The 23,665-nt window shown below is 53.9% G+C and carries 21 protein-coding genes; 9 read left to right on the plus strand and 12 right to left on the minus strand.

Annotated features, from left to right (window positions below; all coding sequences use genetic code 11):
• Positions 1 to 293: 293 nt before the first annotated feature.
• The 5 genes from J1785_RS16645 (at position 294) to J1785_RS16665 (ending at position 6,104) form a co-directional block, all read left to right on the plus strand.
• Positions 294 to 1,280, plus strand: coding sequence for a GlxA family transcriptional regulator (locus tag J1785_RS16645; RefSeq protein WP_217138639.1), 987 nt, complete (start codon positions 294 to 296; stop codon positions 1,278 to 1,280).
• Positions 1,281 to 1,358: 78 nt separating this feature from the next.
• Positions 1,359 to 2,369 (plus strand): type I glyceraldehyde-3-phosphate dehydrogenase, encoded by a 1,011-nt coding sequence (gene gap / locus J1785_RS16650; RefSeq protein WP_217219935.1) that lies wholly within the window; start codon positions 1,359 to 1,361, stop codon positions 2,367 to 2,369.
• A gap of 272 nt (positions 2,370 to 2,641) precedes the next feature.
• Positions 2,642 to 3,100, plus strand: a complete 459-nt coding sequence (locus J1785_RS16655) for a MarR family winged helix-turn-helix transcriptional regulator (protein WP_217138638.1) — start codon at positions 2,642 to 2,644, stop codon at positions 3,098 to 3,100.
• A 188-nt stretch (positions 3,101 to 3,288) separates the two neighbouring features.
• Complete coding sequence (locus J1785_RS16660; RefSeq protein WP_217219936.1) at positions 3,289 to 5,007, plus strand: MFS transporter; 1,719 nt, start codon at positions 3,289 to 3,291, stop codon at positions 5,005 to 5,007.
• A gap of 47 nt (positions 5,008 to 5,054) precedes the next feature.
• Positions 5,055 to 6,104, plus strand: coding sequence for an HlyD family secretion protein (locus J1785_RS16665; protein WP_129951273.1), 1,050 nt, complete (start codon positions 5,055 to 5,057; stop codon positions 6,102 to 6,104).
• Here the strand turns inward: J1785_RS16665 and J1785_RS16670 are convergent.
• Both J1785_RS16670 and J1785_RS16675 read right to left on the minus strand, forming a co-directional pair.
• Entirely contained in the window at positions 6,094 to 7,122 is a 1,029-nt protein-coding gene (locus tag J1785_RS16670) for an isopenicillin N synthase family dioxygenase (protein WP_129951272.1), read from the minus strand. The genes J1785_RS16665 and J1785_RS16670 overlap by 11 nt on opposite strands.
• Before the next feature lie 169 nt (positions 7,123 to 7,291).
• Positions 7,292 to 8,200 carry an NAD(P)-dependent oxidoreductase gene (locus J1785_RS16675; protein ID WP_276320330.1) on the minus strand — a complete coding sequence of 303 codons (909 nt, stop codon included), beginning with the start codon at positions 8,198 to 8,200 and terminating at the stop codon, positions 7,292 to 7,294.
• A 193-nt stretch (positions 8,201 to 8,393) separates the two neighbouring features.
• Between J1785_RS16675 and J1785_RS16680 the strand changes: the two genes are divergently transcribed.
• Positions 8,394 to 8,765 (plus strand): YebF family protein, encoded by a 372-nt coding sequence (locus J1785_RS16680; protein ID WP_129951270.1) that lies wholly within the window; start codon positions 8,394 to 8,396, stop codon positions 8,763 to 8,765.
• 83 nt (positions 8,766 to 8,848) lie between these two features.
• Here J1785_RS16680 and malI read toward each other — a convergent pair whose 3' ends face one another.
• Entirely contained in the window at positions 8,849 to 9,880 is a 1,032-nt protein-coding gene (gene malI / locus J1785_RS16685; RefSeq protein WP_129951269.1) for a Mal regulon transcriptional regulator MalI, read from the minus strand.
• 255 nt (positions 9,881 to 10,135) lie between these two features.
• Here malI and malX point away from each other — a divergent pair, with 255 nt between their 5' ends.
• The 3 genes from malX to add all read left to right on the plus strand — a co-directional run bounded on the left by malX (position 10,136) and on the right by add (position 14,104).
• Complete coding sequence (malX, locus tag J1785_RS16690) at positions 10,136 to 11,749, plus strand: maltose/glucose-specific PTS transporter subunit IIBC (RefSeq protein WP_217138634.1); 1,614 nt, start codon at positions 10,136 to 10,138, stop codon at positions 11,747 to 11,749.
• A gap of 57 nt (positions 11,750 to 11,806) precedes the next feature.
• Positions 11,807 to 12,982, plus strand: coding sequence for a MalY/PatB family protein (locus J1785_RS16695; protein ID WP_217219939.1), 1,176 nt, complete (start codon positions 11,807 to 11,809; stop codon positions 12,980 to 12,982).
• A gap of 123 nt (positions 12,983 to 13,105) precedes the next feature.
• On the plus strand, positions 13,106 to 14,104 hold the full coding sequence (gene add / locus J1785_RS16700) for an adenosine deaminase (RefSeq protein WP_129951266.1): 999 nt from the start codon (positions 13,106 to 13,108) through the stop codon (positions 14,102 to 14,104).
• 62 nt (positions 14,105 to 14,166) lie between these two features.
• On the opposite strand, the gene J1785_RS16705 is transcribed toward add, so the two are convergent.
• The 9 genes from J1785_RS16705 to argH form a co-directional block, all read right to left on the minus strand.
• Positions 14,167 to 15,186, minus strand: coding sequence for a bile acid:sodium symporter family protein (locus J1785_RS16705; protein WP_129951265.1), 1,020 nt, complete (start codon positions 15,184 to 15,186; stop codon positions 14,167 to 14,169).
• Between the two features lie 79 nt (positions 15,187 to 15,265).
• A complete protein-coding gene (locus J1785_RS16710) occupies positions 15,266 to 16,312 on the minus strand; it encodes an oxidoreductase (protein WP_129990728.1) in 1,047 nt (348 codons plus the stop codon).
• A 162-nt stretch (positions 16,313 to 16,474) separates the two neighbouring features.
• Positions 16,475 to 17,830 carry an MmgE/PrpD family protein gene (locus J1785_RS16715; protein ID WP_217138629.1) on the minus strand — a complete coding sequence of 452 codons (1,356 nt, stop codon included), beginning with the start codon at positions 17,828 to 17,830 and terminating at the stop codon, positions 16,475 to 16,477.
• A complete protein-coding gene (locus tag J1785_RS16720; protein WP_217219941.1) occupies positions 17,823 to 18,725 on the minus strand; it encodes a polysaccharide deacetylase family protein in 903 nt (300 codons plus the stop codon). The genes J1785_RS16715 and J1785_RS16720 overlap by 8 nt, the downstream gene beginning before the upstream one ends.
• A complete protein-coding gene (locus J1785_RS16725) occupies positions 18,718 to 19,572 on the minus strand; it encodes a polysaccharide deacetylase family protein (RefSeq protein ID WP_217138628.1) in 855 nt (284 codons plus the stop codon). The genes J1785_RS16720 and J1785_RS16725 overlap by 8 nt, the downstream gene beginning before the upstream one ends.
• A gap of 21 nt (positions 19,573 to 19,593) precedes the next feature.
• Positions 19,594 to 20,415 (minus strand): ABC transporter substrate-binding protein, encoded by an 822-nt coding sequence (locus J1785_RS16730; protein WP_129951260.1) that lies wholly within the window; start codon positions 20,413 to 20,415, stop codon positions 19,594 to 19,596.
• Positions 20,416 to 20,453: 38 nt separating this feature from the next.
• Positions 20,454 to 21,218 carry an amino acid ABC transporter ATP-binding protein gene (locus J1785_RS16735; protein ID WP_217219943.1) on the minus strand — a complete coding sequence of 255 codons (765 nt, stop codon included), beginning with the start codon at positions 21,216 to 21,218 and terminating at the stop codon, positions 20,454 to 20,456.
• Positions 21,219 to 21,231: 13 nt separating this feature from the next.
• Positions 21,232 to 22,104, minus strand: coding sequence for an amino acid ABC transporter permease (locus J1785_RS16740; RefSeq protein ID WP_129951258.1), 873 nt, complete (start codon positions 22,102 to 22,104; stop codon positions 21,232 to 21,234).
• 18 nt (positions 22,105 to 22,122) lie between these two features.
• Positions 22,123 to 23,550: an argininosuccinate lyase gene (argH, locus tag J1785_RS16745; protein ID WP_217219945.1), complete on the minus strand. Its 1,428-nt coding sequence runs from the start codon at positions 23,548 to 23,550 to the stop codon at positions 22,123 to 22,125.
• Positions 23,551 to 23,665 lie beyond the last annotated feature (115 nt).

The raw sequence follows: 23,665 nt of genomic DNA on the forward strand, positions 1-23,665 counted from the left end.
CTTGAACAGCCAGCCAGAACGATCAGCATAACCAACGTGCTGAATTTTCTGGTTTTTTTAAACGATGAAATCATAATCTTCCAGAATTGAAATGAGTTATTCTCCGCGCTGATAAGATACCGTTATCGTCGCTCAGGATCATGTATTAATGAGAGTTTTACCGCGATTCAGCCGTACTAAAAGTGCGAAATGCGGTATGTCTGCCCTGCTCTCGCCTTGATCCGCTTGCTCAGGGACTCAATAAAAGCATTTGTGGATTTGACATATTTAATACACATTGTATTTTTAATGCCATGAACACATTTCTGATTATCGTCCCCGACGGGGGCATGCTATTCGAAGCAGCAGGTATTGCTGACATCCTGACGCAGGCAAACCGCCTGTTGCCCGATACTCATCCTGAAGCAAAAAACGCACCCTATCAGGTCACGGTGGCGACCACGCAACCGCACCGTGTAGTCCACGGCGTCTCAGGGCTTAACCTTCTTGCGGATCACCGGTTGTGCGATCTTGACCCGACATTGCCCCGTGACACTATCTTAGTGACCGGCAAAGGTCTGTCTGAAGCAGAAGGTTCAGACGTTGTCCGCTGGCTGCTACAGGCTGCACCTTCTGCCCGCCGCGTAGTGTCTGTCTGCGGCGGCGCATTATTGCTTGCCCAGGCAGGATTACTCAACGGCCGTCATGCCACCACCCACTGGCGTCTGATTGATACTCTGCAGTCACAATACCCGCAGGTAACGGTTGAGCGCGGCCCGATGTATGTTCAGGACGGGCCGGTATGGACGTCAGGCGGCGTCAGCTCGGGCTTTGATCTCACCCTTGCACTGGTCGAAGAAGATCATGGTTTCAGCATCGCCAAAAGTGTTGCTCAGGATTTAGTCATGTTTCTCCGGCGTCCGGGTGGACAGTCGCAATTTAGCCGCTACCTTTTGAATCAGGCCAGTGATGGCCCTATCCGCAAACTTCAGACGTGGTTACCTGAACATCTCACGGATGATTTGTCGGTTGAAAGTCTTGCTGAACGTGTTGCGATGAGCCCGCGAAACTTTACGCGCGTGTTCACCCGCGAAACAGGTATAACCCCGGCAAAGTATGTTGAGGAAGTCCGGCTGAGTGCCGCGCGACAGCTTCTGGAACAAACGACACAAAACATAGAGCGCATCGCCCTCGCAACCGGCTTCGGTGGCGGGCTTAACCTGCGCCGCGTTTTCGAACGTAATTTACAACTGACGCCCACAGAATACAGAGAACGCTTTTGTTCCAAAATATTGGCGTAAATTGATCTTTTATTGTCATTTCCGCCAAATCACCTCCGTACTAGATTAACTGTAAAGCAGATAACTAAGGAGTTCATCATGGTCAAAGTAGGCATTAATGGTTTCGGCAGAATTGGACGGAATGTTTTGCGCGCCGCTCTCGGACGCAATGATTTCCAGGTGGTGGCAATTAACGATCTTACTGACAGTAAGACCCTCGCTCACCTTCTGAAATATGACTCACTCTCCGGTACGTTAAAAGCGGATGTTGAAGCTGGTGACGGCGAATTGCGGGTGGATGGTAAAGCGGTGTGCGTTTTTTCAGAACGTGATCCTGCGGCTATTCCATGGAGCACGGTGGGTGTGGATATCGTTATTGAAGCGACCGGTTTCTTTACTGAAAAAGCTAAAGCCGAAGTTCATATCACCCAAGGCGGAGCAAAACGCGTCATTATTTCCGCACCGGCCAAAAATGATGACATCACTATCGTGATGGGTGTCAATGACGGCGAGTACGATCCGGCAAAACATAAAGTGGTCAGTAACGGCAGCTGTACTACTAACGGTCTGGCCCCTGCCGCTCAGGTTTTGCATCAGACTTTCGGTATTGAACACGGTCTGATGAACACCACACATGCCTATACGAACAGCCAGGCGTTGCATGATCAGCCTGAAAAAGATTTACGGGGTGCACGCGCGGCAGCGGTTTCGATTGTTCCGTATTCCAGCGGCGCAGCGAAGGCGATTGGGAAAGTGATCCCTGAACTGGACGGACGTATGACCGGTTATTCCCTGCGTGTTCCGGTTCCTGTGGTCTCCATCGTTGACTTAACGGTTAACCTGAAACGTGAAGCGACAGTTGAAGAAATTAACGCCGCGTTCCGCAAAGCGGCTGAATCCGGTCCGCTGAAAGGTATTCTTGGTTACAGCGAAGAGCCACTGGTGTCGAGCGATTATCGGGGAGATCCCCGTTCCTCTATTATTGACGGGCTTTCCACACTGGTGATCGGGGGTAAGCTGGTGAAAATTCTGGCCTGGTATGATAACGAATGGGGTTTTTCAAACCGTCTGGTTGATCTGGCGTTGTTAATGGAAAAACGGGGTTTATAACCCTCTCTTTCTGCCTGAAAAATGACAGACACCGCCTTCAGGCGGTGTTTTTTTATGACTCACAGACTATCACCGGTATTAAAATAACACATTGTATGTTGTAACTAATATTGCAAAAAAGAGGTCGGACTTTTGGCTCCGCTATCGAGGCTAATGAATCTTTCACTTGTCTCAAAATGTTAATGGCAGCCTGCCTTTTCTGGTAAATGTTGCATATCGTGCTAATCTGACGCCTCAAAAACACGCTTAAGCCCAGACAGTGAGGATCTCCTGTGACCCTATTACGCCGCCGCCCGGAAGCGACCTCGCCAGCCATCCGTTTCCTGCCTGAAACCATTCATATCGGCCGCCAGTTACGAACTTATTGCGATTCACGTTTTAAAACAATTGGTCTGACGCTGGCCCGGGGACAGGTCTTACTGCATCTGGAAGCCGCCAGCGGACGCCTGCCTCAGGGAGAACTGACAGCATTGCTGGAAGTGGAACACCCTACTGCCATTCGCCTGTTCGACAGCCTGGCTGAGCTGGGCCTGCTGGAGCGCTGTCCCGGAGAAACCGATCGTCGCTCAAAAGATATCAAACTGACGGAAACTGGAACCGAACTGGCAAATCAGGTGCGTATCATGACGGATGATATTCTGATCCGCGTTATGGAAGGCATTGCGCCAAAAGATGTGGATATCGCCCGGGGTGTTCTCGCCAGTATTACCGCCAATATCGCTGCGCTTTAAAGGGCGCTTTTTCCTTGTTTGATGCCCTTTCCCGCCTGTAATCATCACTTGGGTTATTGATTAGTTATCCGTTATTTTCACTTGTAAATATCATCAATATGAATAATTGGGTAGACACCCTTGAGATGACTTATTACATTATGTAGCAAGCTACAAACTCGCAGGGTAATGATTTACGAGGCATAACGATGACGACGCGTTCTGATTCAGATGTCCGGCAGGACGCCGGTGAATTATCAACACGGGAAGCATCACCACAGAAAGAACTCCCAGTAAAACCTGATAAACCCGCGCCGGTTCCGCCGTCACAACATCACCCTTTTGCCGTTCAGGTCAGTACCTGGTTGCTGCACTATCCGCGTCTGCGGATGGTTGTCTATGCCACAGCATCACTGATTATCGGGCTGACGCAGGGGCTTGGGATCAATCTGGTCAGCTCCAACCTGCCGGGCATACAGGGCTCGCTGGGCATTTCCAATGTGGAAAGTTACTGGCTGGTGGCAGCCTATACAGCAACCAGCGTTACCGGCACGATCCTGCTGTACAAAATCCGTACCCAGTTTGGTTTTCGTCGGTTTGGTGAATACGGGCTGCTGTTTTTTGCTGTGGCGTCTTTGGGACAGACATTCACTCATGATTTCCAGACCGCCCTGGCCGTGCGGGCTGTCATGGGTTTTGCAATGGCGTCGCTCGGACCGCTGGCATTATTTTATATGTTTGAGATCTTTCCGCTGGCTAAAAAACTGACGGCTGGATTGTGTTTCGGGCTGGCGGGCAGTCAGCTGGCTTTGCCTGTCTCGCGCATTATATCCCCGCATTTGTTAGATCTTGGCCACTGGCATCAACTGGCGACGCTTGAATCCGGCCTTTCACTTATCTGCCTTACCATTATCTGGATTTTGCCGCTTACCCATCCGCCACGGGTGAAAGTGTTTGAACGTACAGACTGGATAAGTTATCCGCTCATTGCCACCGCGGTGGCTTGTATGTCGGTGGTGCTGACAATGGGCCGTTATTACTGGTGGCAGGAAAAAGACTGGATTGGTGAAGTGCTGGTGGTCGGGATTATTGCGCTGACGCTGTCATTTATGGTCGAACTGAAACGCAAGAATCCCATTATCGATTTGCGCTGGCTGATGACGCCTGAAATGGTGCTGTTCACCGGGTCGATGCTCTTCGTACGCATGCTGTTGTCGGAACAAACGACCGGCATGGTCGGGTTTCTGAATCTGGTCGGATTGCTTAACGATCAGCTGATGGCGCTGTTTTGCGTCATTCTGGCCGCAACCTTCGCCGGACTGGTGGTAGTCAGTATCATTCACAAAGCCAACCGGATCGTATACATCCATCTGTTTTCGATTGCCCTGATTGCGATTGCCTCATTGACGGACGCCGGTTCCACGGTGGATACCCGCCCGGAGCAATTTTACCTGACACAAGGAATGATCGCCTTTGCCGGGGCGGTATTTCTGCCGACCGCTCTCTGGCTCGGGTTTATCCGCGCCCTGCAGTTTGGGCAAAGCCAGATCATCAGTTTTATCCTGGTGTTTCTCTCTACTCAGAATGTCGGCGCACAGGTTGGCAGCGCCTTCCTCGGGACGATACAGATCCTGAGAGAGAAATTTCATTCCAGCGTATTGGTCGAAAACATCAGCCTGCAAAATCCGCTGGTCAGTGAACGGGTTGCGCAGTACAGCCATTTACTGAAACCGGTATTAAACGACGGCACGCAACTCAATGCCGAAGGTCTGGCCCTGCTGAGCCAGAAAGTGACACAACAGGCCGGATTGCTGGCCTATAACGATGTTTTCAGAGTGGTTTTTTATATGTCGCTGGGCTGCTTTGCCGTCCTTGTCGTACACATTATTGTCGGACGGATCCTGATGAAGAAACAGACTGTCGGGTAATTGCCTTGTTTTTATAGATGAATAAAAAGAGTAAAGCGGAAAAACTGATGAAAAATATCTTTCGTTATCCATCGATTATTGTGGTGCTTTGTCTGGGTATTATCGGGGTCATGATCGTGCTGTACAGCTGGCAATTGTTCCCGTTCAACTCGCAGGTGGAATCGACGGATAATGCCTATATCCGGGGCAATGTGACCCTGCTCAGCCCGCAGGTATCGGGTTATATCACTGACGTCAATGTGCAAGATTTCATGCCAGTCAAAAAAGGCGACGTGCTGTTTGTGATTGATGACAGTACCTACCGTCAGGAGTTGTTACAGGCAGAAGCGGCTGCCGCGCAGGCTCAGGTGACGCTGCAAAACTTTGAGCAGAACCGCGCCTCAGGTGCGGCCAACCTGCAACTCGCGGAAGCTGAGCTGCAAAGTGCCCAGGCCGCGCACAGCAAAGCCTTGCTTGATACCGGACGTAACGGGCCTTTACTGGAGAAAGGACTGGTTTCTAAAACCACCGGCGACGAGCTTCACGCCGCGCTGCTGACTGCGCAGGCTAATGTGGCTAAAGCCCGTGCTTCGGTGAATATTGCCCGACAGAATCTGGCGCTGGTCGATGCCAACAAAGCTTCACTGGCAGCCGCGTTGAAGGCGGCCCAGGCCAGAGTCGAAGTGGCACAAATCAATCTGCAGCATACGCAGATCGTTGCTCCGTCCGACGGACAACTCGGCGAAGTCAGCGCACGGCTCGGGCAGTACGTCAGTGCCGGAACACAACTGACCTCAGTTACGCCGAAACAGGTCTGGGTGACCGCCAATTTCAAAGAGCGCCAGCTGGCGGGTATGGCTGTTGGCACACCGGCGGTATTCACTGTCGATGCCTTGAATGATCAGGCATTTAAAGGGCATGTGGCCCGTATTTCCCCTGCGGCAGGTTCAGAATTCAGCATCCTTAAAGCGGATAATGCGACGGGTAACTTCACCAAGATTTCACAACGTATCGCCGTGCGCATTGAACTGGAACCTGGCCAACAAAGTGAACGTCTTCGGCCGGGAATGTCGACCGTGGTCAGCGTAGATACTGCGCAGGCGCCTGTCAGCCAGTAATATTCGCCACAAGCAGGTCAGAATAATAGCGCTGCGCGACATCAGGATGTGAGCGCAACCGCCCTTTCAGATAATTGAAACCCACATCGCGGAATAACGGATTCAGAGGATCGCTTGCCTCTCCCCGCGCTTCCTTTGCCAGTTCGGCTGGCAAAGGAAATAATGGCACAACAGCATCAAGCTGAGCCCCCAGGAAAAATGCCAGCGACAGGCGCTCATCCCCTTCAGGGGGTGATACAACCCGGTGTACCGTAGCACGCAAATAACCGTGGGTAGCAAGTTCAAGCAACTCGCCGATATTGACCACCAGCGTATCAGGGACAGGCAACACATTGACCCACTGCCCTGCTTCTACTTCAACCTGTAAACCGCGCTGTTCATCCTGCAACAGAAAACTGAGGAATCCGGAATCCTTATGTGCACCGACCCCCTGGTTTCCGGCACCCGGCGTACGCCCCGGATAACGGATCAGTTTGATATGTTCATTCGGTTTTTCACCGTACAGCGGATCAAAGGCCTCTTCCGGCAGTTTCAGTGCCAGCGCAAAAGCACGCAAAAGACGCAACGACATCGCCGTCATTTCCCTTTGCCAGCGAAGCAATAACGGGCGCAATTCCGGCAATGCTTCCGGCCACTGATTCGGCCCCTGTAATCTTGCCCATGCAGGCGTACTTTCTGTCACCGGTAGTTTTGGCCGCTCCGCGCCGAGATCAAACTGTTCGCGCCAGTCCGGCTGACCGCGGGTCATCTCCGAGGCAGCACGGTTATAGCCACGAAAGTGTGACGAATTAATCATCGCCACAGCCAGTTTGTCTTCCTCAGGCAGTGCAAAAAATTGCCGGGCAACCCGCTGAACATCCTTCAGTAACTGCGCATCAACGCCATGATTTTTGAGGTAGAAAAAACCAATCTCACGGGCGGCGTAACGCAGTTGTGCAAGGAATTCTTCCCTCTGTCCGGGCGTTGTGGAAAACTGGCTGAAATCGATCAGAGGGATAGGGGAAGATATCTGGCTCATCGCGCGCTCCGCAGTGATGTTGTTAATAATCATCAACGCTATCACGGTTGCCCGATAACAGACCAATAGCCAGATGGTCTGGTTTATACTTCAGGGTTATGAACGAAAGGCAAAATATCCGGCCCTTCCGTGGACCGGACAACGCATTTATTCGCAGTTTTTTAAAGACTTAACGTTTAGTGCCGAGATAGCGATATACCACCGCCAGATCCTTCCCGCCATAACCGGCATCGACCGCGCCCTGCCAGGTCTGACTGATTCGTTTCATGACCGGCAGTTCAAGATGACTGCCAGCCTCCAGTGCCAGATTGATGTCTTTCAGCGCCCAGGTCAGTTGCATCTGCGGGGTATAATCATCGCTTTTGAACATCTCCATTTTGCCCCTGATATAAGGGGCTGCCAGCGGACCGCCTTCCAGCACATTCCACAGATCGTCAGTGGTGAATCCCAGTGCTTGTGCAAGCTGCGTCGTTTCTGCAATACCTTCCATCATGGCAATCAGCCAGGCATTGACCACCAGTTTCATTCTGGAGGCACGTCCGGCTTCACCGAGCCATTTTGTCGCTTTGGAGATAGCGGCGAATACCGGTTCAATGGCGGCACCGGCTTCACGATCACCGCTGGCCAGCACCACAATTTGCGCCTGCTCGGCCGGGGCTTTGGTGCCGGAAACCGGTGCATCAAAGAATACGACATCAGGACGCTGCGCTTTAATCAGCGCAATCAGCGCGTCTGTCGCTTCAACGCCGAGGGTTCCCATCTGGGCAATAATCCCTCCCTGTTTCAGACCGGCGAGCACACCGTTGTCCCCCTGACAGACTTCAAGTGACGTTTTGCCGTCGGACAACATCGTGATTACCACGTCCGCGCCTTCAGCCGTTTCGCGTGGTGTACGGCCTTGTGTAGCACCGGCTTCCACCAAATCATCACCGCGTGAAGCCGTCCGGTTCCAGACACGGGTAGAGAACCCTTTTTTGATCAGGTTAGCGGCGAACGCATGCCCCATTGCGCCCAGACCCAGTACCGCGACCGTGGGTTGTTGCTGACTCATACCTGACTCCTTACGTGAATAATGTATGTATAAAAAGGCTACCACCCCGGCCCTCTGTCCGCGGCATGGCTTCTGTAAGCGAATGCAACAGAAAGGCTGATATTACTTAACCTGTGCTAACTAAGTGGCGTAACATACGCGCTTTCGTGCCTGGCGTTAGCGATGGGTTTATCCGGGCAGCTAATGATTTGACTGATATTTTTCAGGAGTGACAAGCATTATGAGTAAAGTCGTATTAATCGGGATTGTTTCGGTCATTTTCGTTTTGATGGTGCTGATGCTGGGTTCAGTGTATGTCTATCCGTGGTGGATGCAACGCTCCACAGAAGGCGCCTGTGCCGATATCAGCAAGAACAATGCCATCGATACTGTCACCCGTGATTACATGGAAAACCGCATTCCAAACTGGGGTAACGACAAAGACAATATGGGCACATCAGTGCCGGTACTGAATTTCATCAGCGATGATGTTAAAGAAGACAAAGGGACTTACCACATCCCGTTCAGCGCAAAAGGCCCGAATGGTACCCTGGGTTATGTCGCTCACTTCAACTGTTCCAACCATTATGTGAAGTATTCAACTGTCGAGTGATTTTAGGGCCTGGCGACCCGGCGGACCTTTAGGTCAATACCCTGGGTCGCCGCCCTCCTTAAGGATGCCCGCTCAGTCACCCGCTAAGCCGATTCCCTCTCCACCAGCGCTGGCGGCAGGATAATATTCTGCGCTTCCAGATTTTGTCCCCCGATCCTCATCAGTAAGCGCCTCGCTGTCGCATAACCGATTTCGCGTGCGGAATTGGCAATGGAGGTCAGCGGCGGTTCCGTCAGTTCCGATTCCGGCGCATCTTCCATTCCAATCAGGGCAATTTTTTGCTGGAAGAAGCTGTCTACTGCCCCGCCACCCACTTGCGCACCGGTACGCAGCACGCCGAAATAGGCGCCCAGCGCGACGGATGATTTATGGCAGACAATTGCGCTGATTTTCGGGTAGCGGGATAATAAAGTTTCGGCAGCATCGGCGGCACATTTATGCTGATAATCACACTCGATAATCCATTCGCTGCGAAATGGCAGGCCGTATTGCAGCAGCGTGGCGCAGAAACCGCCGAGACGTTCGGCACGGGTTAACGAATTGCTCAAACCGCCGAGATAGGCAATTTGTTTGTGGCCATGTTTGATCAGATATTCGGTGGCCATTTTCGCTGCGAGCATATTATCGGGTCGGACAACATCAACCCCTTCGATCCCCCCGGAACGTGCCGCGCAGATCAGCGGGACGTCATATTCTTCGGCCTTTTCTTTCAGCCCGGCGAGAGTATTTACGCCACCGGCGATCACAATGCCATCTACGCCGTGGGTCAGCAAAGTCTCGAAACAGCGCATCAGCCCTTTACCGGACGGGCCGCTTTGCAGCAGAAACAACACTTTGCCCTGCGCTTCAAACATCTCACTGAGACCGGCAGTCATTTCGGCATAAAACGGTTCACAGATATCGCGGACAATCAGCCCGACCACGCCGGATTCGCCACCGCGCAGCGTACTCGCCTGCCGGTTGCGCACAAAACCCAGCTCATCAACCGCACGGTTAACCCGTTCTGCTGTTATCCGGGAAATACGCCCCTTACCGCTGAGCACCAGCGAAACCGTGGTAACGGAAACGCCGGCATGCTGCGCCACATCTGTAATGGTGATTTTTTTATGATTCATCGGCTGTTGTCGTTCATTTGAAATTCCATAAAACGGGATCCCTTCCCGCCCGCTGTATCCGAAAACCGGAATAATTAGCGTGGTCAGACAGTTATACCTAATCCAGCCTGCCGAGTAAAACGTTTAACCTTATTTAACCCATGTTGCAGAAGGCACCATCAAATAGTGTGAGTTCAGACACGTATTATTTAGGTAAAACGTTTTATCTTAGCCGCCATCAACAAGTCGCTTAATAAAACAACTCAGGGAGCGGGTATGCCTGCCAACAAAAAACAACGTGTTACGCTTTGGGAGTTCTTCCAAAGTTTAGGGAAAACTTTCATGCTGCCGGTCGCTCTGCTGTCGTTTTGCGGCATCATGCTGGGCATCGGCAGTTCGTTAAGCAGTCATGATGTGGTGACGCTGATCCCCGCATTAGGTAATCCGATCCTCCAGTTGGTTTTCGTCTGGATGAGCAAAGTCGGGTCGTTTGCCTTCAGTTTCCTGCCGGTGATGTTTGCTATCGCTATCCCGCTGGGTATGGCGCGTGAAAACAAAGGCGTTGCTGCCTTCTCCGGTTTCGTCGGTTTCGCTGTACTGAATCTGGCAATTAATTTCTTTCTGACCGCTAACGGCACCTTGCCAACCGTCGATCCGCTGGTGCTGAAGGCCAATAATATCCAGATGATCCTCGGCATCCAGTCTATCGACACCGGTATTCTGGGCGCGGTCATCGTCGGTATCATTGTGTACATGTTGCACGAACGCTACAACACGATCCGTCTGCCGGATGCGCTGGCATTCTTCGGTGGCACGCGTTTCGTCCCGATTGTTACCACCGTGGTGCTTGGTCTGGTCGGTTTGCTGATCCCCCTTATCTGGCCTTTCTTCGCTGCTGGCATTAACGGTCTGGGCCGTCTTATTCAGGGAGCAGGGGTATTTGGCCCGATGATTTTCGGTTCCGGTGAGCGTCTGCTGTTACCCTTTGGCCTGCATCACATTCTGGTTGCATTGATCCGCTTCACCGAAGCTGGCGGCACGCTGGATGTCTGTGGCCGCGAAGTGAGCGGCGCACTGACCATCTTCCAGGCACAACTATCCTGCCCGACCACGCACGGTTTCTCTGAAAGCGCGACGCAGTTCCTTTCTCAGGGCAAAATGCCTGCCTTCCTCGGTGGCCTGCCGGGTGCGGCTCTGGCGATGTACCACTGCGCGAAACCTGAAAATCGTCATAAAATTAAAGGCCTGCTTATTTCCGGCGTCGTAGCCTGCGTTGTTGGCGGCACCACTGAACCGATCGAATTCCTGTTCCTGTTTGTGGCGCCGGTTCTCTATGTGATCCACGCCATCCTGACCGGTCTGGGCTTCACCATCATGTCCGTGCTGGGTGTGACCATCGGTAATACCGACGGCAATATCATCGACTTTGTGGTATTCGGGATCCTGCATGGCACTGCGACCAAGTGGTATCTGGTGCCGGTAGTGGCCGCTATCTGGTTCGCGGCTTATTACGCTATCTTCCGTTTCTCTATCGTGCGCTTTAACATCAAAACGCCGGGTCGTGAATCTGAGAATATGCCTGCTGCCGCCGCCGTGCCGTCTTCCAGTAAATCTGGCTACAACGTGCCGGTTATTCTGAGCGCGCTGGGCGGTGCCGGTAATATTGTTTCACTGGATAACTGCATCACCCGCCTGCGTCTTTCCGTTGCGGATATGTCGCGGGTTGACGATGCCACGCTGAAAGCTAACCGCGCTATCGGTGTCGTTCATCTTAACGAGCATAATCTGCAGGTCGTCATTGGTCCGCAGGTACAGTCGGTAAAAGATGAACTGGATTATCTGATCCGTACCGCAGCCAGTCAGCCAGCACCGGAACCGGTGATAGCGTAATACGATTAACAGGGCGCCTCCGGTCGCCCTTTCCAGCTTTATTCAGGGAGTGAAAAAATGAGTTTTGATTTTTCCGCCGTTACCGACCGTCATGGCACCTGGTGCACCCAGTGGGATTACGTCGCTGACCGTTTCGGCAGCACAGACTTACTGCCGTTCACCATCTCTGACATGGATTTCCCCGCCGCACCCTGCATTCTGGATGCGCTGCAAAGACGGTTGCAACACGGCGTACTCGGTTACAGCCGCTGGCATCACGATGATTTCCTCGGCGCGGTAGCACACTGGTTTCAGCGGCGTTTTAACAGCCGGATTGACCGGGAAAGCGTGGTCTACGGCCCGTCGGTGATTTACATGGTTGCGCAACTGATCCGTCAGTGGAGCCAGCCGGATGATGGCGTGGTGACCTTCACTCCGGCCTATGATGCGTTTTTCAACGTGGTAAACGGTAATCAGCGCAATATGATGGCCTGCCCGCTGCTTAAAAACGGTAATGACTGGTCGCTGGATGCGCAACATCTGGAAAGCCTGCTGGTGCAACCAACCTGTTCTGTACTGTTGCTGTGCAGCCCGCACAATCCGACCGGTAAAGTCTGGACACGGGAAGAACTGACACTTATTGCTGAACTGTGTGAGCGTCACAATGTGCGGGTGATCAGCGATGAAATTCACATGGATATGGTCTGGGGCGAACACCGCCACACGCCGTGGAATGACGTGGGACGCGGAGAATGGGCGTTACTGACCTCCGGGTCGAAAAGTTTTAACATTCCGGCGCTGACCGGCGCTTACGGACTGATCAGCCATAAAGCCTCACGCGAGGCGTATCTGCACCAGCTGAAAGCCTGCGACGGCTTATCATCTCCGGCCGTGCTTGCCGTTCATGCGCACGTTGCGGCTTATCATCACGGTGAACCCTGGCTGGATGCGTTACGGGAATATTTACAGGGCAATCTGCGTTACGTGGCGGAACAACTGAACGCCGCATTCCCGCCGCTCAACTGGCAGCCGCCACAATCCACCTATCTGGCGTGGATTGATTTACGCCCGCTGGGTATTGACGATAAGCAGTTACAAAATGAGCTGATCAGGCATCAAAAAGTCGCCATTATGCCGGGTTATACCTATGGTGAAGAAGGTAACGGTTTCCTGCGTCTGAATGTCGGCTGCCCGCGATCGAAGGTGGAAGCCGGTGTTGAAAAATTAATCACTGGCATCAGAGAGTTGGTCTAACTCCTCCCCCTGCGAAGGGGAGGAAGCAAATTCACCCCCCTTCTTGTTGCGCAACAACATTTCATTCAGGGTGATTCTCCCGTTATAATGCCCCGCACATTTCAATAATAATGAGTGCACACCATGATCGACACACGCCTTCCCCTGACAGACATTCACCGCCACCTTGATGGCAACATCCGCGCTCAGACTATTCTGGATTTAGGCCGTCAGTTTAATCTGACCTTACCTGCCAGTGAACTTGAAGCGCTGCGCCCGCATGTACAGGTGATGCATACTGAACCGGATCTGGTAAGTTTCCTGCAGAAACTCGACTGGGGCGTTAAAGTGCTCGGCGATCTGGATGCCTGCCGCCGCATTGCTAAAGAAAACGTTGAAGATGCGGCGCGCGCCGGTCTGCATTACACCGAACTGCGTTTCTCTCCCTATTACATGGCAATGAACCACAAACTTCCGGTCGCGGGTGTGGTGGAAGCGGTCATTGAAGGGATCCGCGAAGGTCAGCAGCATCATGACATCGATGTGCGTTTGATCGGCATTCTGAGCCGTACGTTTGGTGAAGACGCCTGTCTGCAAGAACTGGAAGGTTTGCTGGCGTACCGCGACGGCATTACCGCGCTGGATCTGGCCGGTGATGAACTGGGTTTCCCGGGCAGTCTGTTCCTCAGCCATTTTAACCGTGCGCGCGACGCAGGCTGGCATATTACCGTTCATGCCGGTGAAGCCGCAGGCCCGGAAAGCATCTGGCAGGCAATCCGTGAACTGGGCGCTGAGCGTATCGGCCATGGGGTAAAAGCCGCACAGGATCCTGAACTGATGGATTTTCTGGCCAAACATCAGATTGGTATCGAATCCTGCCTGACCTCTAACATTCAGACCAGCACCGTCGCGTCTTTTGAGCAGCATCCGCTGGCGATTTTTCTGCGCCATGGCGTGCTGGCCTCCATCAATACCGATGATCCGGCAGTTCAGGGCATTGAGATTGCTAACGAATATCATGTCGCTGCACCGGCTGCCGGACTGACGCAAAACGAAATCCGCAAGGCACAGGAAAACGGCCTGACGATGGCATTCCTGACAGCCGCTGAGAAGCAGGCAATTCGCGACAAAGTGTCGGCATAACGCTTTTCACCCAATAAAAAAGGGCGGGAATGTTCTCCGCCCTTTTCTTTTCATTCAACGGATTACACCGTTTTCACTTCTTCTTTCTTCACCTGTGCGGCGGCGTCTTCACGCGCCACACGTCTGGCATAGCGTGAGGCCAGTACCGCACAGACCATCAGCTGGATCTGATGGAAAATCATCAGCGGCAGCACCATCGCGCCCACGGCAGCAGCCGGGAACAGCACGTTCGCCATCGGAATACCGTTCGCCAGACTTTTCTTCGAGCCGCAAAATACAATGGTGATTTCGTCTTTGGTGTTAAAGCCAAACAGCCGCGCCACACAGGTGTTGATGATCAGCACAATGGTCAGGAGAACAATCGAACAACCGAGGATCGCCAGCAGCGACCAGCCGTTGATCTGATGCCAGATCCCCTGCACAACCGCTTCACTGAATGCCACATAGACCACCAGCAGAATCGATGAACGGTCGGTGACGTTGACGATTTTCTTGTGCCGCTGTACCCAGGCACCGATCAGCGGACGGCAAAGATGCCCGATGATAAACGGCACCATCAGTTGCAGCACAATGGAACCGATGGCATGTAAGGTGTCACTGGTACCGCCCTGTGTATGCATCAGCAAACCAACCAGCACCGGTGAAAGGAACACCCCGAGAATACTGGACGCCGACGCGCTGCAAATTGCCGCCGGAATGTTACCGCCAGCCACCGAGGTGTAAGCAATCGCAGACTGCACGGTCGCAGGCAATGCACAAAGATACAGAAAACCGTAGTACAACGTCGGCGTCAGAATGCCCACCGGCACCAGCCATTTCATGCCAAGACCGAGCAGCGGGAACAACGCGAAAGTGCTAAGGAACACCACTACATGCAAACGCCAGTGGCTGATACCCGCCATGATCGCTTCGCGGGAAAGCTTCGCGCCGTGCATGAAAAACAGCAGTGCAATAGCGGCTGTGGTCAGATAGCCGAAGAAGGTTTTATAAATCCCTTCACAGGGAAAAAATGAAGCGATCACGACAACACAGACCAGGATCAGCAAAAACTTATCGATTTTCAGACGTTGTAACCAGGACATGAACCTTCCTTGCAAAATGAATAACAAATGAAAAATAAGAGTGTCACCGGCGTGACACTCTGGAAAACGGGATCCTGTATTAGTTGCTGATGACTTTCAGGGTCGCCTGTTGTTCTGAGGACTGCATCCCCAGTTCGAGCATTTCCATCACGCGGATGGCATCCCCGGCGGGTACCGGATTTTCACCCAGCCCGTTAATTGCATCGCGTACACCGGCATAATAAGCCGGATAGTTGCCCGGAATGGTCAGCAGCGATTTCTCTGCCAATACGCCGTCGTGGCTGAGCGTAATGACGCCATCACGTTTATCGACCCCCCAGTCCGGCTGCGGCAGACGTTCACCGGCTTTCAGACGATCTTCCTGCGGATCCAGCCCAAATTTCACGTAGCTGCCTTTTTCACCCTGCACGATAAACCGCGCCGTTTCAGCAACGGCATAAACCGTGCTGTGCAACACCACACGACGTCGCGGATAAGTCAGCACTGCGTTGAAGTAGTCGACGGCTTTACCGCCCGGCCGCAGTACAGCCAGATCCGCCTGCAATGTTTCCGGCAATCCGAACAATTGCAGCGCCTGATCCAGCAGATGCGAACCCAGATCGAACCAGATGCCGCTGCCCGGCGCCTCACTTTCACGCCACCGTTGCAGCACCTGGGGTTTATAACGGTCATAATGGGATTCGAAATAGACAATATCGCCGAGCGCACCTTCTTCAATCAGTGTCTTAACCGTGAGGAAATCCGAATCCCAGCGACGGTTATGGAACACCGACAGCACCTTACCTTTTGCACGCGCCAGCGCGTCAAGTTCGCGGGCTTCATCCAGCGTCACGGTAAAAGGCTTGTCGACGATGACATGTTTACCGGCCTCCAGCGCCAGTTTCGCCAGCGGGAAATGGGTGGTATTGGGCGTCGGGATCACCACCAGATCAATGGACGCATCGGCAAACAGCTTTTCCGGCGAATCTACCACTTCCACATTGGGCCAGTCCGCATGGACTTTGCCCGCATCACTGCTGGAAACCACCGCCAGCTCGATACCGGGCGTGCCGTCAATCAGAGGTGAATGAAAGGTTTTGCTGGCGAAGCCGTAGCCGACAAGGCCTGTACGTAGGGTCTGGGTCATGAGAGGTTCCTTTTTTTGGCGGTCTTATTCGCAGGACGCTAATCCTCTGATTTGACACCAGCTCCGCAGGATGAACAAGTGAAAATTTGTCCTGTCTCTTTGCACCTCCCCCACACCGAACCGGGTCGGTGTTTTGCTCCTCCCCCTTCGCAGGGAAGAGAGCTACCGCCCGATGAATGCATTAATATCTCGCGCCAGATCCAGCCGCATCCCCTGCTCCCATATCCTCTCTGCCCCTTCCACCGAAATCACCCGTGTCGCCAGCGAGATAAATTTCTCTTTCAGTTGCTCATCAGAAACCGGATTCCCCGGTGCGCCGAGCGCAATATCTACCCGCACGGTTTGCGATGCGCCAGAGCGGGTGATGAGCGTAACATCCGGCTCGCCGTCGGCACTCAGGGTATCGTCTTCCTGCAAATCAATCCGGCGGATCATCGCCAGTAAATCCGGATCCTGGCGTTTATCGGTGTCATACGCCGGCAGACCTGCGTGTCCGAACACCACGCGGGCGGCAATGGCGTAACGGATACTCATCTGCGCGGCGGCCAGTGTGGCAATTTCGTTGTCACCGCACATGCCACTGAGGAACGGGCAAAGACGCACGACGATTTTTTCGACATCCCCTGCGCCGGCATTCAGCCTTTCCAGCAAAATACCGGTGGCATCGATGGCGGAATGTGTGCCACGACACGAGGCATAAGGTTTGATGGAACAGCGTTCCAGCTTCCAGATCTCCCCCAGTTGTGCCGTCAGGGCTTGCGGCGTCGCACTGGCCGGTGCCAGCGTGGAAAGAAATCCACCCCATTTGTCCCCGAATAACTGCGACGGTCCGCTGATGCCTTGTCTGGCGCTCAGCGCAGCCAGCACCCCTCCTTCGGCAGCGCGTCCTGCATGCAATTTTTTACTCTGCGAACCGTCGTGGATAAACGCCCACAATCCGCCGCTGAAACTGCCGGAAATGCCTAACGCCGCGCTGACTTGTTCCGCATTCAGCCCCATTAATTTTCCGGCTGCAGCCGCCGCACCAAACACACCGCAGGTAGAGGTCGAATGCCAGCCCGCACCATTATGGGGTGAATATCCGCCACAGGCTTCAAGCACGCGGCGCGCCACGTCATAACCGATCACGACCGCCGTGATAAATGCTTTTCCGCTGACCGGCTGCGGACATAACGGCAGGACCGCCAGCAAAGCAGGAATGACCACTGCGCCGGAATGATCGCAGCCACCGGTGTCATCGAGTTCCAGCGCATGTGCCGCCACGCCGTTAAGCAGCGCGGCGTTGCGCGGCGATGTCAGTTCACGATAGCCCCACACCGGCGAAAGCGGGAAAGCGCCTTCACTGAGGATCATCGCCGCCACCTCTTTTGCGACGTCGCTGGTGGAACCCACCAGCCCCGCGCCGAGCGTGTCGAGGATGTGTCGTTTGGTGCGCTCAACCAGCCGTCCTGGCAAATCATCAAAACGGGTATTCACCACGAATTCGGCCAACATTTGCTGCTGTGTGATATTACTCATGGCTGACTCCCGGCGCAGTGTGTTGCATCCAGATTTGCGCCGGATGCGACGCCTCGTTTTGCGGCCGGTTCTGCGACCACCAGTCAGCGACTTCCCCGGCCGTCGCTACCCAGACATCAGGATGTGACGTGATGTGATCCAACAGTTCCGCCAGCATACCAATCCGCCCCGCCGTGCCGATCACTTCCGGATGCAGTCGCAGCACGTAGCACAAACCAAAACGGTGAAATCCGTCAAAATCCATCTTCATATTACCGAGGGTGTGGCGGTAAGAGGCAATCCGCGACTGTGCCGGCGGCACCGCCGGGCTGAGGTTAAACGCGAAATACGGTTCGTCTTCCATTTCATAATGCAGCGGCAATTCCACCAGCCGCGACGGCTGGCCGTCCTGCACCGGCTGGAAATACGGTAAATCATCGCCGCGCCAGCCGGATGTCCAGCTGACCCCTTCGTCCGCCAGCACATCCGTAAAGCCCGGTGCCCAGTTACCTGCAGGCAAACGAAAGCCGCGCGGCACTTTCCCGGTCAGCGCTTTCAGCGCCGCTTTACCTCTTTGCAGACTGTCGGTTTGCTGATGCAACGACAGACCGTCAAAATGGGCGAATTCATAGCCGCAGGTCGCCAGTTCGTGCCCGGCGCGGTCTATATCACGGATCTTCTGTGGATTCTCATCCGCCACAATGCCCGGTACACACCACGAACTGCGCAGATTTTTCCTCTCCAGTAACGCCAGCAACCGGTCGATACCGCGCAGCGTGCCATAACGCCAGACGGACAACGTTTTTTCGCGTCCGGCCACCGCAGGTACCTGGCTGAGAATGCCGTGAATATCATTGAAATCAACGGTGATTACCACTGCAGAGCGGTAACCTGCCGGCCAGTTATGATCAGTCATTGGCATGCTCCTGCATCCACCAGTGGGCGACTTCCCGGCAACGCGCAAACCACACGTCATCCCGTGCTTTCAGGTGCGCAAAAAAAAGGTCGAGTAACATAATGCGGCCAGGTTTTCCGCTGATTTTCGGATGGAACAACGTGGTCAGACTCAGCCCTTCGTTCATGGCACCGTCGAATTCACGGCACCAGTTATCCAGCGTCAGTTCATAACTGGCGGTGCGGTCTAACCCTGAGGGGAAATTCGGCTCGCGGGTATAGGCTATAGAGGCGTAATCGTCCATTTCCCAGCGGCCGGGGATTTCCACCAGCGGGCGTTCATGACCGGGAACCTTCATGAGATAAGGCCGGTCGTCGCCGCGCATGCTGCTGGAATAGGTCACGCCGGCTTCCAGTAGCATGGCAGGCGTTTCCGGATGCCAGTCACCGGAAGGCGTACGAAAACCTTCGGCACGGATGCCCAGAAACTGCCAGAAAATCTCACGGGATTTTTGCATCACCCATAACTGTTTCTCCGCGCTGATGGCGTAAAAAGACTCATGACGATAGCCGTGATACGCCACTTCATGCCCGCGTCCGACAATCGCCTGACACTGTTTCGGCCAGTTTTCCACCACCCACGCCGGAATAAAAAAAGTCGCCGGAAGCTGGTGGTCATCGAGCAAATCAAGGATGCGCTCCAGCGCGCGATAGGGCCCGTAAGCGCCGAAGGTAAAATAATCCGCTTTCTGCCAGAGGGTGCCGTTAAGCATTGCATCACCGGTCGGGCCGTCGAGATCAAACGCCAGCGCCATGCAGCCGCGTTTGCCTTGCGGCCATAAACTGGCCGCCTGTTGTGAAATCGTCATGAGTCAGTCCGTCGCCTGAGGTTATTTGCCTTTGTTAATGGTCACTTCTTTGATTGCGCCATCCTGCAGGCCCCATTTGGTGAGGATTTTCAGATAAGTGCCGTCAGCGATCATGTCGGTCAGCGCACCTTTCACCGCATCAATCAGCGGCTGATCGTCTTTGCTGATCCCCATGCCGGTCACCTGATAGGCAAAGGCTTTACCCAGTGGTTTATAAGTGTCTTTTTCCAGGTTCATGATGTACGGCAGGGTTTCGCTGCCCTGCACCACGCCTTCAATGCGCCCCTGGCGCAGCTGGGTACGTGCATCCGCCGTGCCTTCCGCACCAATCACCACAATGGCGGGTTTGCCTGCCGGAACACAGTTGGCTTCGCTCCATGCCGCGATTTCAGCCGGGAATGTGGTACGGCGGCTGGTGCCGACTTTTTTGCCACACAAGTCCAGCATGGTATTGATTTCTTTGTGCGCGACGGTGGTATAGAACTGCGGTCCGCTGTTGTAGTAATCAACAAAGGTCGCGATATCCTGACGCGGTTTGGTGTCGGTCATGCCGGATAAGATCATATCGACACGTTTAGTGGCGACGGCGTTAACCATCTGTTCGAAGCCGATTTCCTGCCAGCTGATTTTGCGGTTCAGGCGTTTGCCGATTTCCGTGCCCAGATCGTAATCCATACCGGTCAGATTACCGGTGGCGGGATCTTTGAATTCCAGCGGCGGATAGTTCGGCATCATCGCCACTTTGATTTCGTCTTTTTGCTTCAGCTCCGCCGCACCGGCACCGGAAACAACGCCGTTCAGCAGGACGCCGGCGGTAATGAGGGACAACAATGTTTTTTTCATAAAGGCATTCCCATAGTCAAAAGTTAACGTCAAAAAGGTCAGATCAGGACGGCAGAAATAAAGTTCTGCGTCCGTGGATTTTGCGGGTTGAGCAAAATGTCTTCCGGATTACCGCTTTCTATAATTCCGCCTTCGTCCATAAAGACCACGCGGTTTGCCACTTCCCGCGCGAAACCTAATTCATGCGTGACCACAATCATGGTCATGCCCTCTGCCGCCAGGCCGCGCATCACCGCCAGCACCTCGCCGACCATCTCAGGATCGAGCGCCGAGGTCGGTTCATCGAACAGCATCACTTTGGGTTTCATCGCCAACGCCCGGGCAATCGCCACGCGTTGTTGCTGGCCGCCGGAAAGTTCCAGCGGATAAGCATCGCGTTTATGCGCCAGCCCGACACGTTCGAGCAGCGCCATCGCTTCCCGTGTGGCCTCTTTCACAGGACGCAGCAGCACCTGACACGGCCCTTCAATGATATTTTCCAGCGCGGTTTTATCCGGGAACAGATTGAAACGCTGGAACACCATGCCGGTTTTCAGCCTCTGACGGGCAACCTGCCGGTCGTTAAGCGGGTACAGCTTTTTGCCGTCCATGCGGTAACCGACCAGTTCGTCATCGACCCACACCCCGCCGCTGTCGATGCGTTCGAGCTGATTGATGCAGCGCAAAAATGTGCTTTTCCCTGAACCGGAAGGGCCAATGATGCACATCACTTCACCGTGTTTAACTTCAAGATTGATGTTTTTCAGCGCCTGAAACTGATCAAAGTACTTATTAACATTGACGGCTTTGATAATGCTTTTCATGGTCGGGCTCCTGTCAGTGGCGGGTGCGGCGGCGGGTGCCACGGCCAAAATAACGCTCAAGACGGTTCTGCCCGAGCGACAGCACAGTCACCACCACCAGATACCAGATGCCTGCCACAAACAGCAGTTCCATTACCCGCGCATTGGCGAAGTAAATGGTCTGTGCGTTATAGAGCACTTCGGAATACTGGATCATGCTGGCAAGACTGGTGGTTTTGACCATGCTGATGAATTCGTTACCGATGGGCGGGATTATCACCCGCATTGCCTGCGGCAAAATGATCCGCCGCAGCGCATGCAGGCGGGTCATACCGATGGATTTCGCGGCCTCGTACTGCCCGAGATCGACCGAAATCAGCCCGGCACGCACCACTTCCGAGGTGTACGCGCCCTGATTAATGCTCAGGCCGAGCAGTGCGGCGGCGAACGGCGTCATGATGTCAACGGTCTGAAGGCTGAATACGCCGGGAATGGCGATGGTCGGAAAAATCAGTGCCAGGTTAAACCACAGCAGCAATTGTAAAATCAGCGGTGTGCCGCGGAAAATCCACGTATACCCCATTGCCACGCTGCGCAGCACCGGGTTTTGTGACATGCGCATGACGGCAATAATCACGCCGAACACGATCCCCAGTGCCATCGCCAGCACTGACATGACAATGGTATTGCCCAGACCAAAAAGAATGGCTTTGGCGGTGAGAAACTGTGCCACGTACTGCCATTCGATTTTGCCATGCGCAAAGGCGTTCACCAGCAACGCCAGCAGCAGCAGGATCACTGCCGAGGCAAAAATCCGGCCGTAATAACGCTGGGGTACAGCGTGATATTCACTGAGATCAATCTCTGCGCTTTTCGCACTTTCTGACGTTTTAGTGTAAAGGGTCATCAGGCTTCTCCCGCACGATTATAAAGACAGGCCAGCGTAACCATTGACCCAGTTTGCCTGCGCCTCGAGACGGGTTTTCAGCCGCGCAATCTGCTCTGCTACCCGCACCGGTGCCGTGCCACCCTTACCGCTGCGGGCGTTGATCGCCGCTTCCAGTGTCAGGCATTCACGTACATCAGCACTCAGGCGGGCATCAACCGCCAGTAACTGCGCATCACTGACTTCGTGCAGCGCCAGATTGTATTGCTCGCACACCTGCACCAGTTTGCCGGTGATTTCGTGAGCTTCCTTGAACGGCACACCACGACGCGAAAGCCAGTCGGCCACTTCCGTCGCCAGCGTAAAACCTTCCGGAGCCTGTTCACGCAAACGCTCAACATTGATGGTCATGGTGTCGATCATGCCCGCCATCGCAGGCAGCACTAACAGCAACTGCTCAACGGTATCCATCGCATTACGTTTGTCTTCGACAAGGTCACGGTTATAGGAGAGCGGCAGGCCTTTCAGGGTGCTCAGCATGGCAGTAACATTGCCAATCAGCCGGCCACTTTTACCGCGTGTCAGTTCAGCAATATCCGGATTTTTCTTCTGCGGCATGATGGAACTGCCGGTGGCGTAGCCGTCATCGAGCTCAACCCAGCGGAACTGGCGCGAGGCCCACAGGCACACTTCTTCACTGATGCGGGAAAGATTGACGCTCAGCATACTGCCTGCAAACAGGAATTCTGCGACATGATCACGGCTGGCCACGGCATCAATTGAGTTCTCGCAGGCACCGTCGTAACCGAGATCTTTGGCGGAAAGTTCAGGATGCAGGGCAATGGCTGAACCGGCCATCGCCGCCGCGCCCAGCGGCGACAGTGCACAACGTTTATCCCAGTCCTGAAAACGTTCAACGTCACGGCAAAATGACTGTGCATGCGCCATCAGCTGATGCCCGAATACAATCGGCTGTGCCTGCTGAAGATGGGTAAAACCCGGTGCCAGTGTATGAATATGCTGTTCCGCCTGCTTCACCAGTGCGGTCTGAAGTCCGAGCAGGGCCGCCACAATCTTGCGGGCGTTATCGCGCAGGTAGAGACGTAAATCGTTAGCGGTCTGATCATTACGTGAGCGCCCTGCCCGCAATTTGCCGCCGAGTTCGCCAAGCCGCCCGGTCAGGCTGCGTTCGATAAACGTATGCACGTCTTCATCCGCCTGAATCGGCGCAAGAATGCCGGCACGGAAATCCTTCGCCAGTTGTTTAATCGCATCGACCATCAGAACCGTTTCGTTTTCATCAAGCAAACCGGCCCGGTTTAATTCATAAGCATGGGCGCGGCAACCTTCCAGATCATATTCAGCGAGGGAAAAATAATATTCCGGGCTGCGCGATAACGCGCTTAAGGTGGCAGCTGGACCGTGTTTAAAACGGGCTCCCCAAAGCAGTTCTGGCTGTTGTGACATATTTTTTCCTTGTATGGCATAAATGTTGCAAAGCTGGTTCGGGCAGCATGTCTGGCGGTGAGTGAAATTAAGTTCCTTCCGGCCACATGACAAAGGGCACTGAACAATCCGGGCT

It is taken from the genome of Rahnella perminowiae (assembly GCF_019049755.1).
Taxonomy (GTDB): Bacteria; Pseudomonadota; Gammaproteobacteria; order Enterobacterales; family Enterobacteriaceae; genus Rahnella; species Rahnella perminowiae.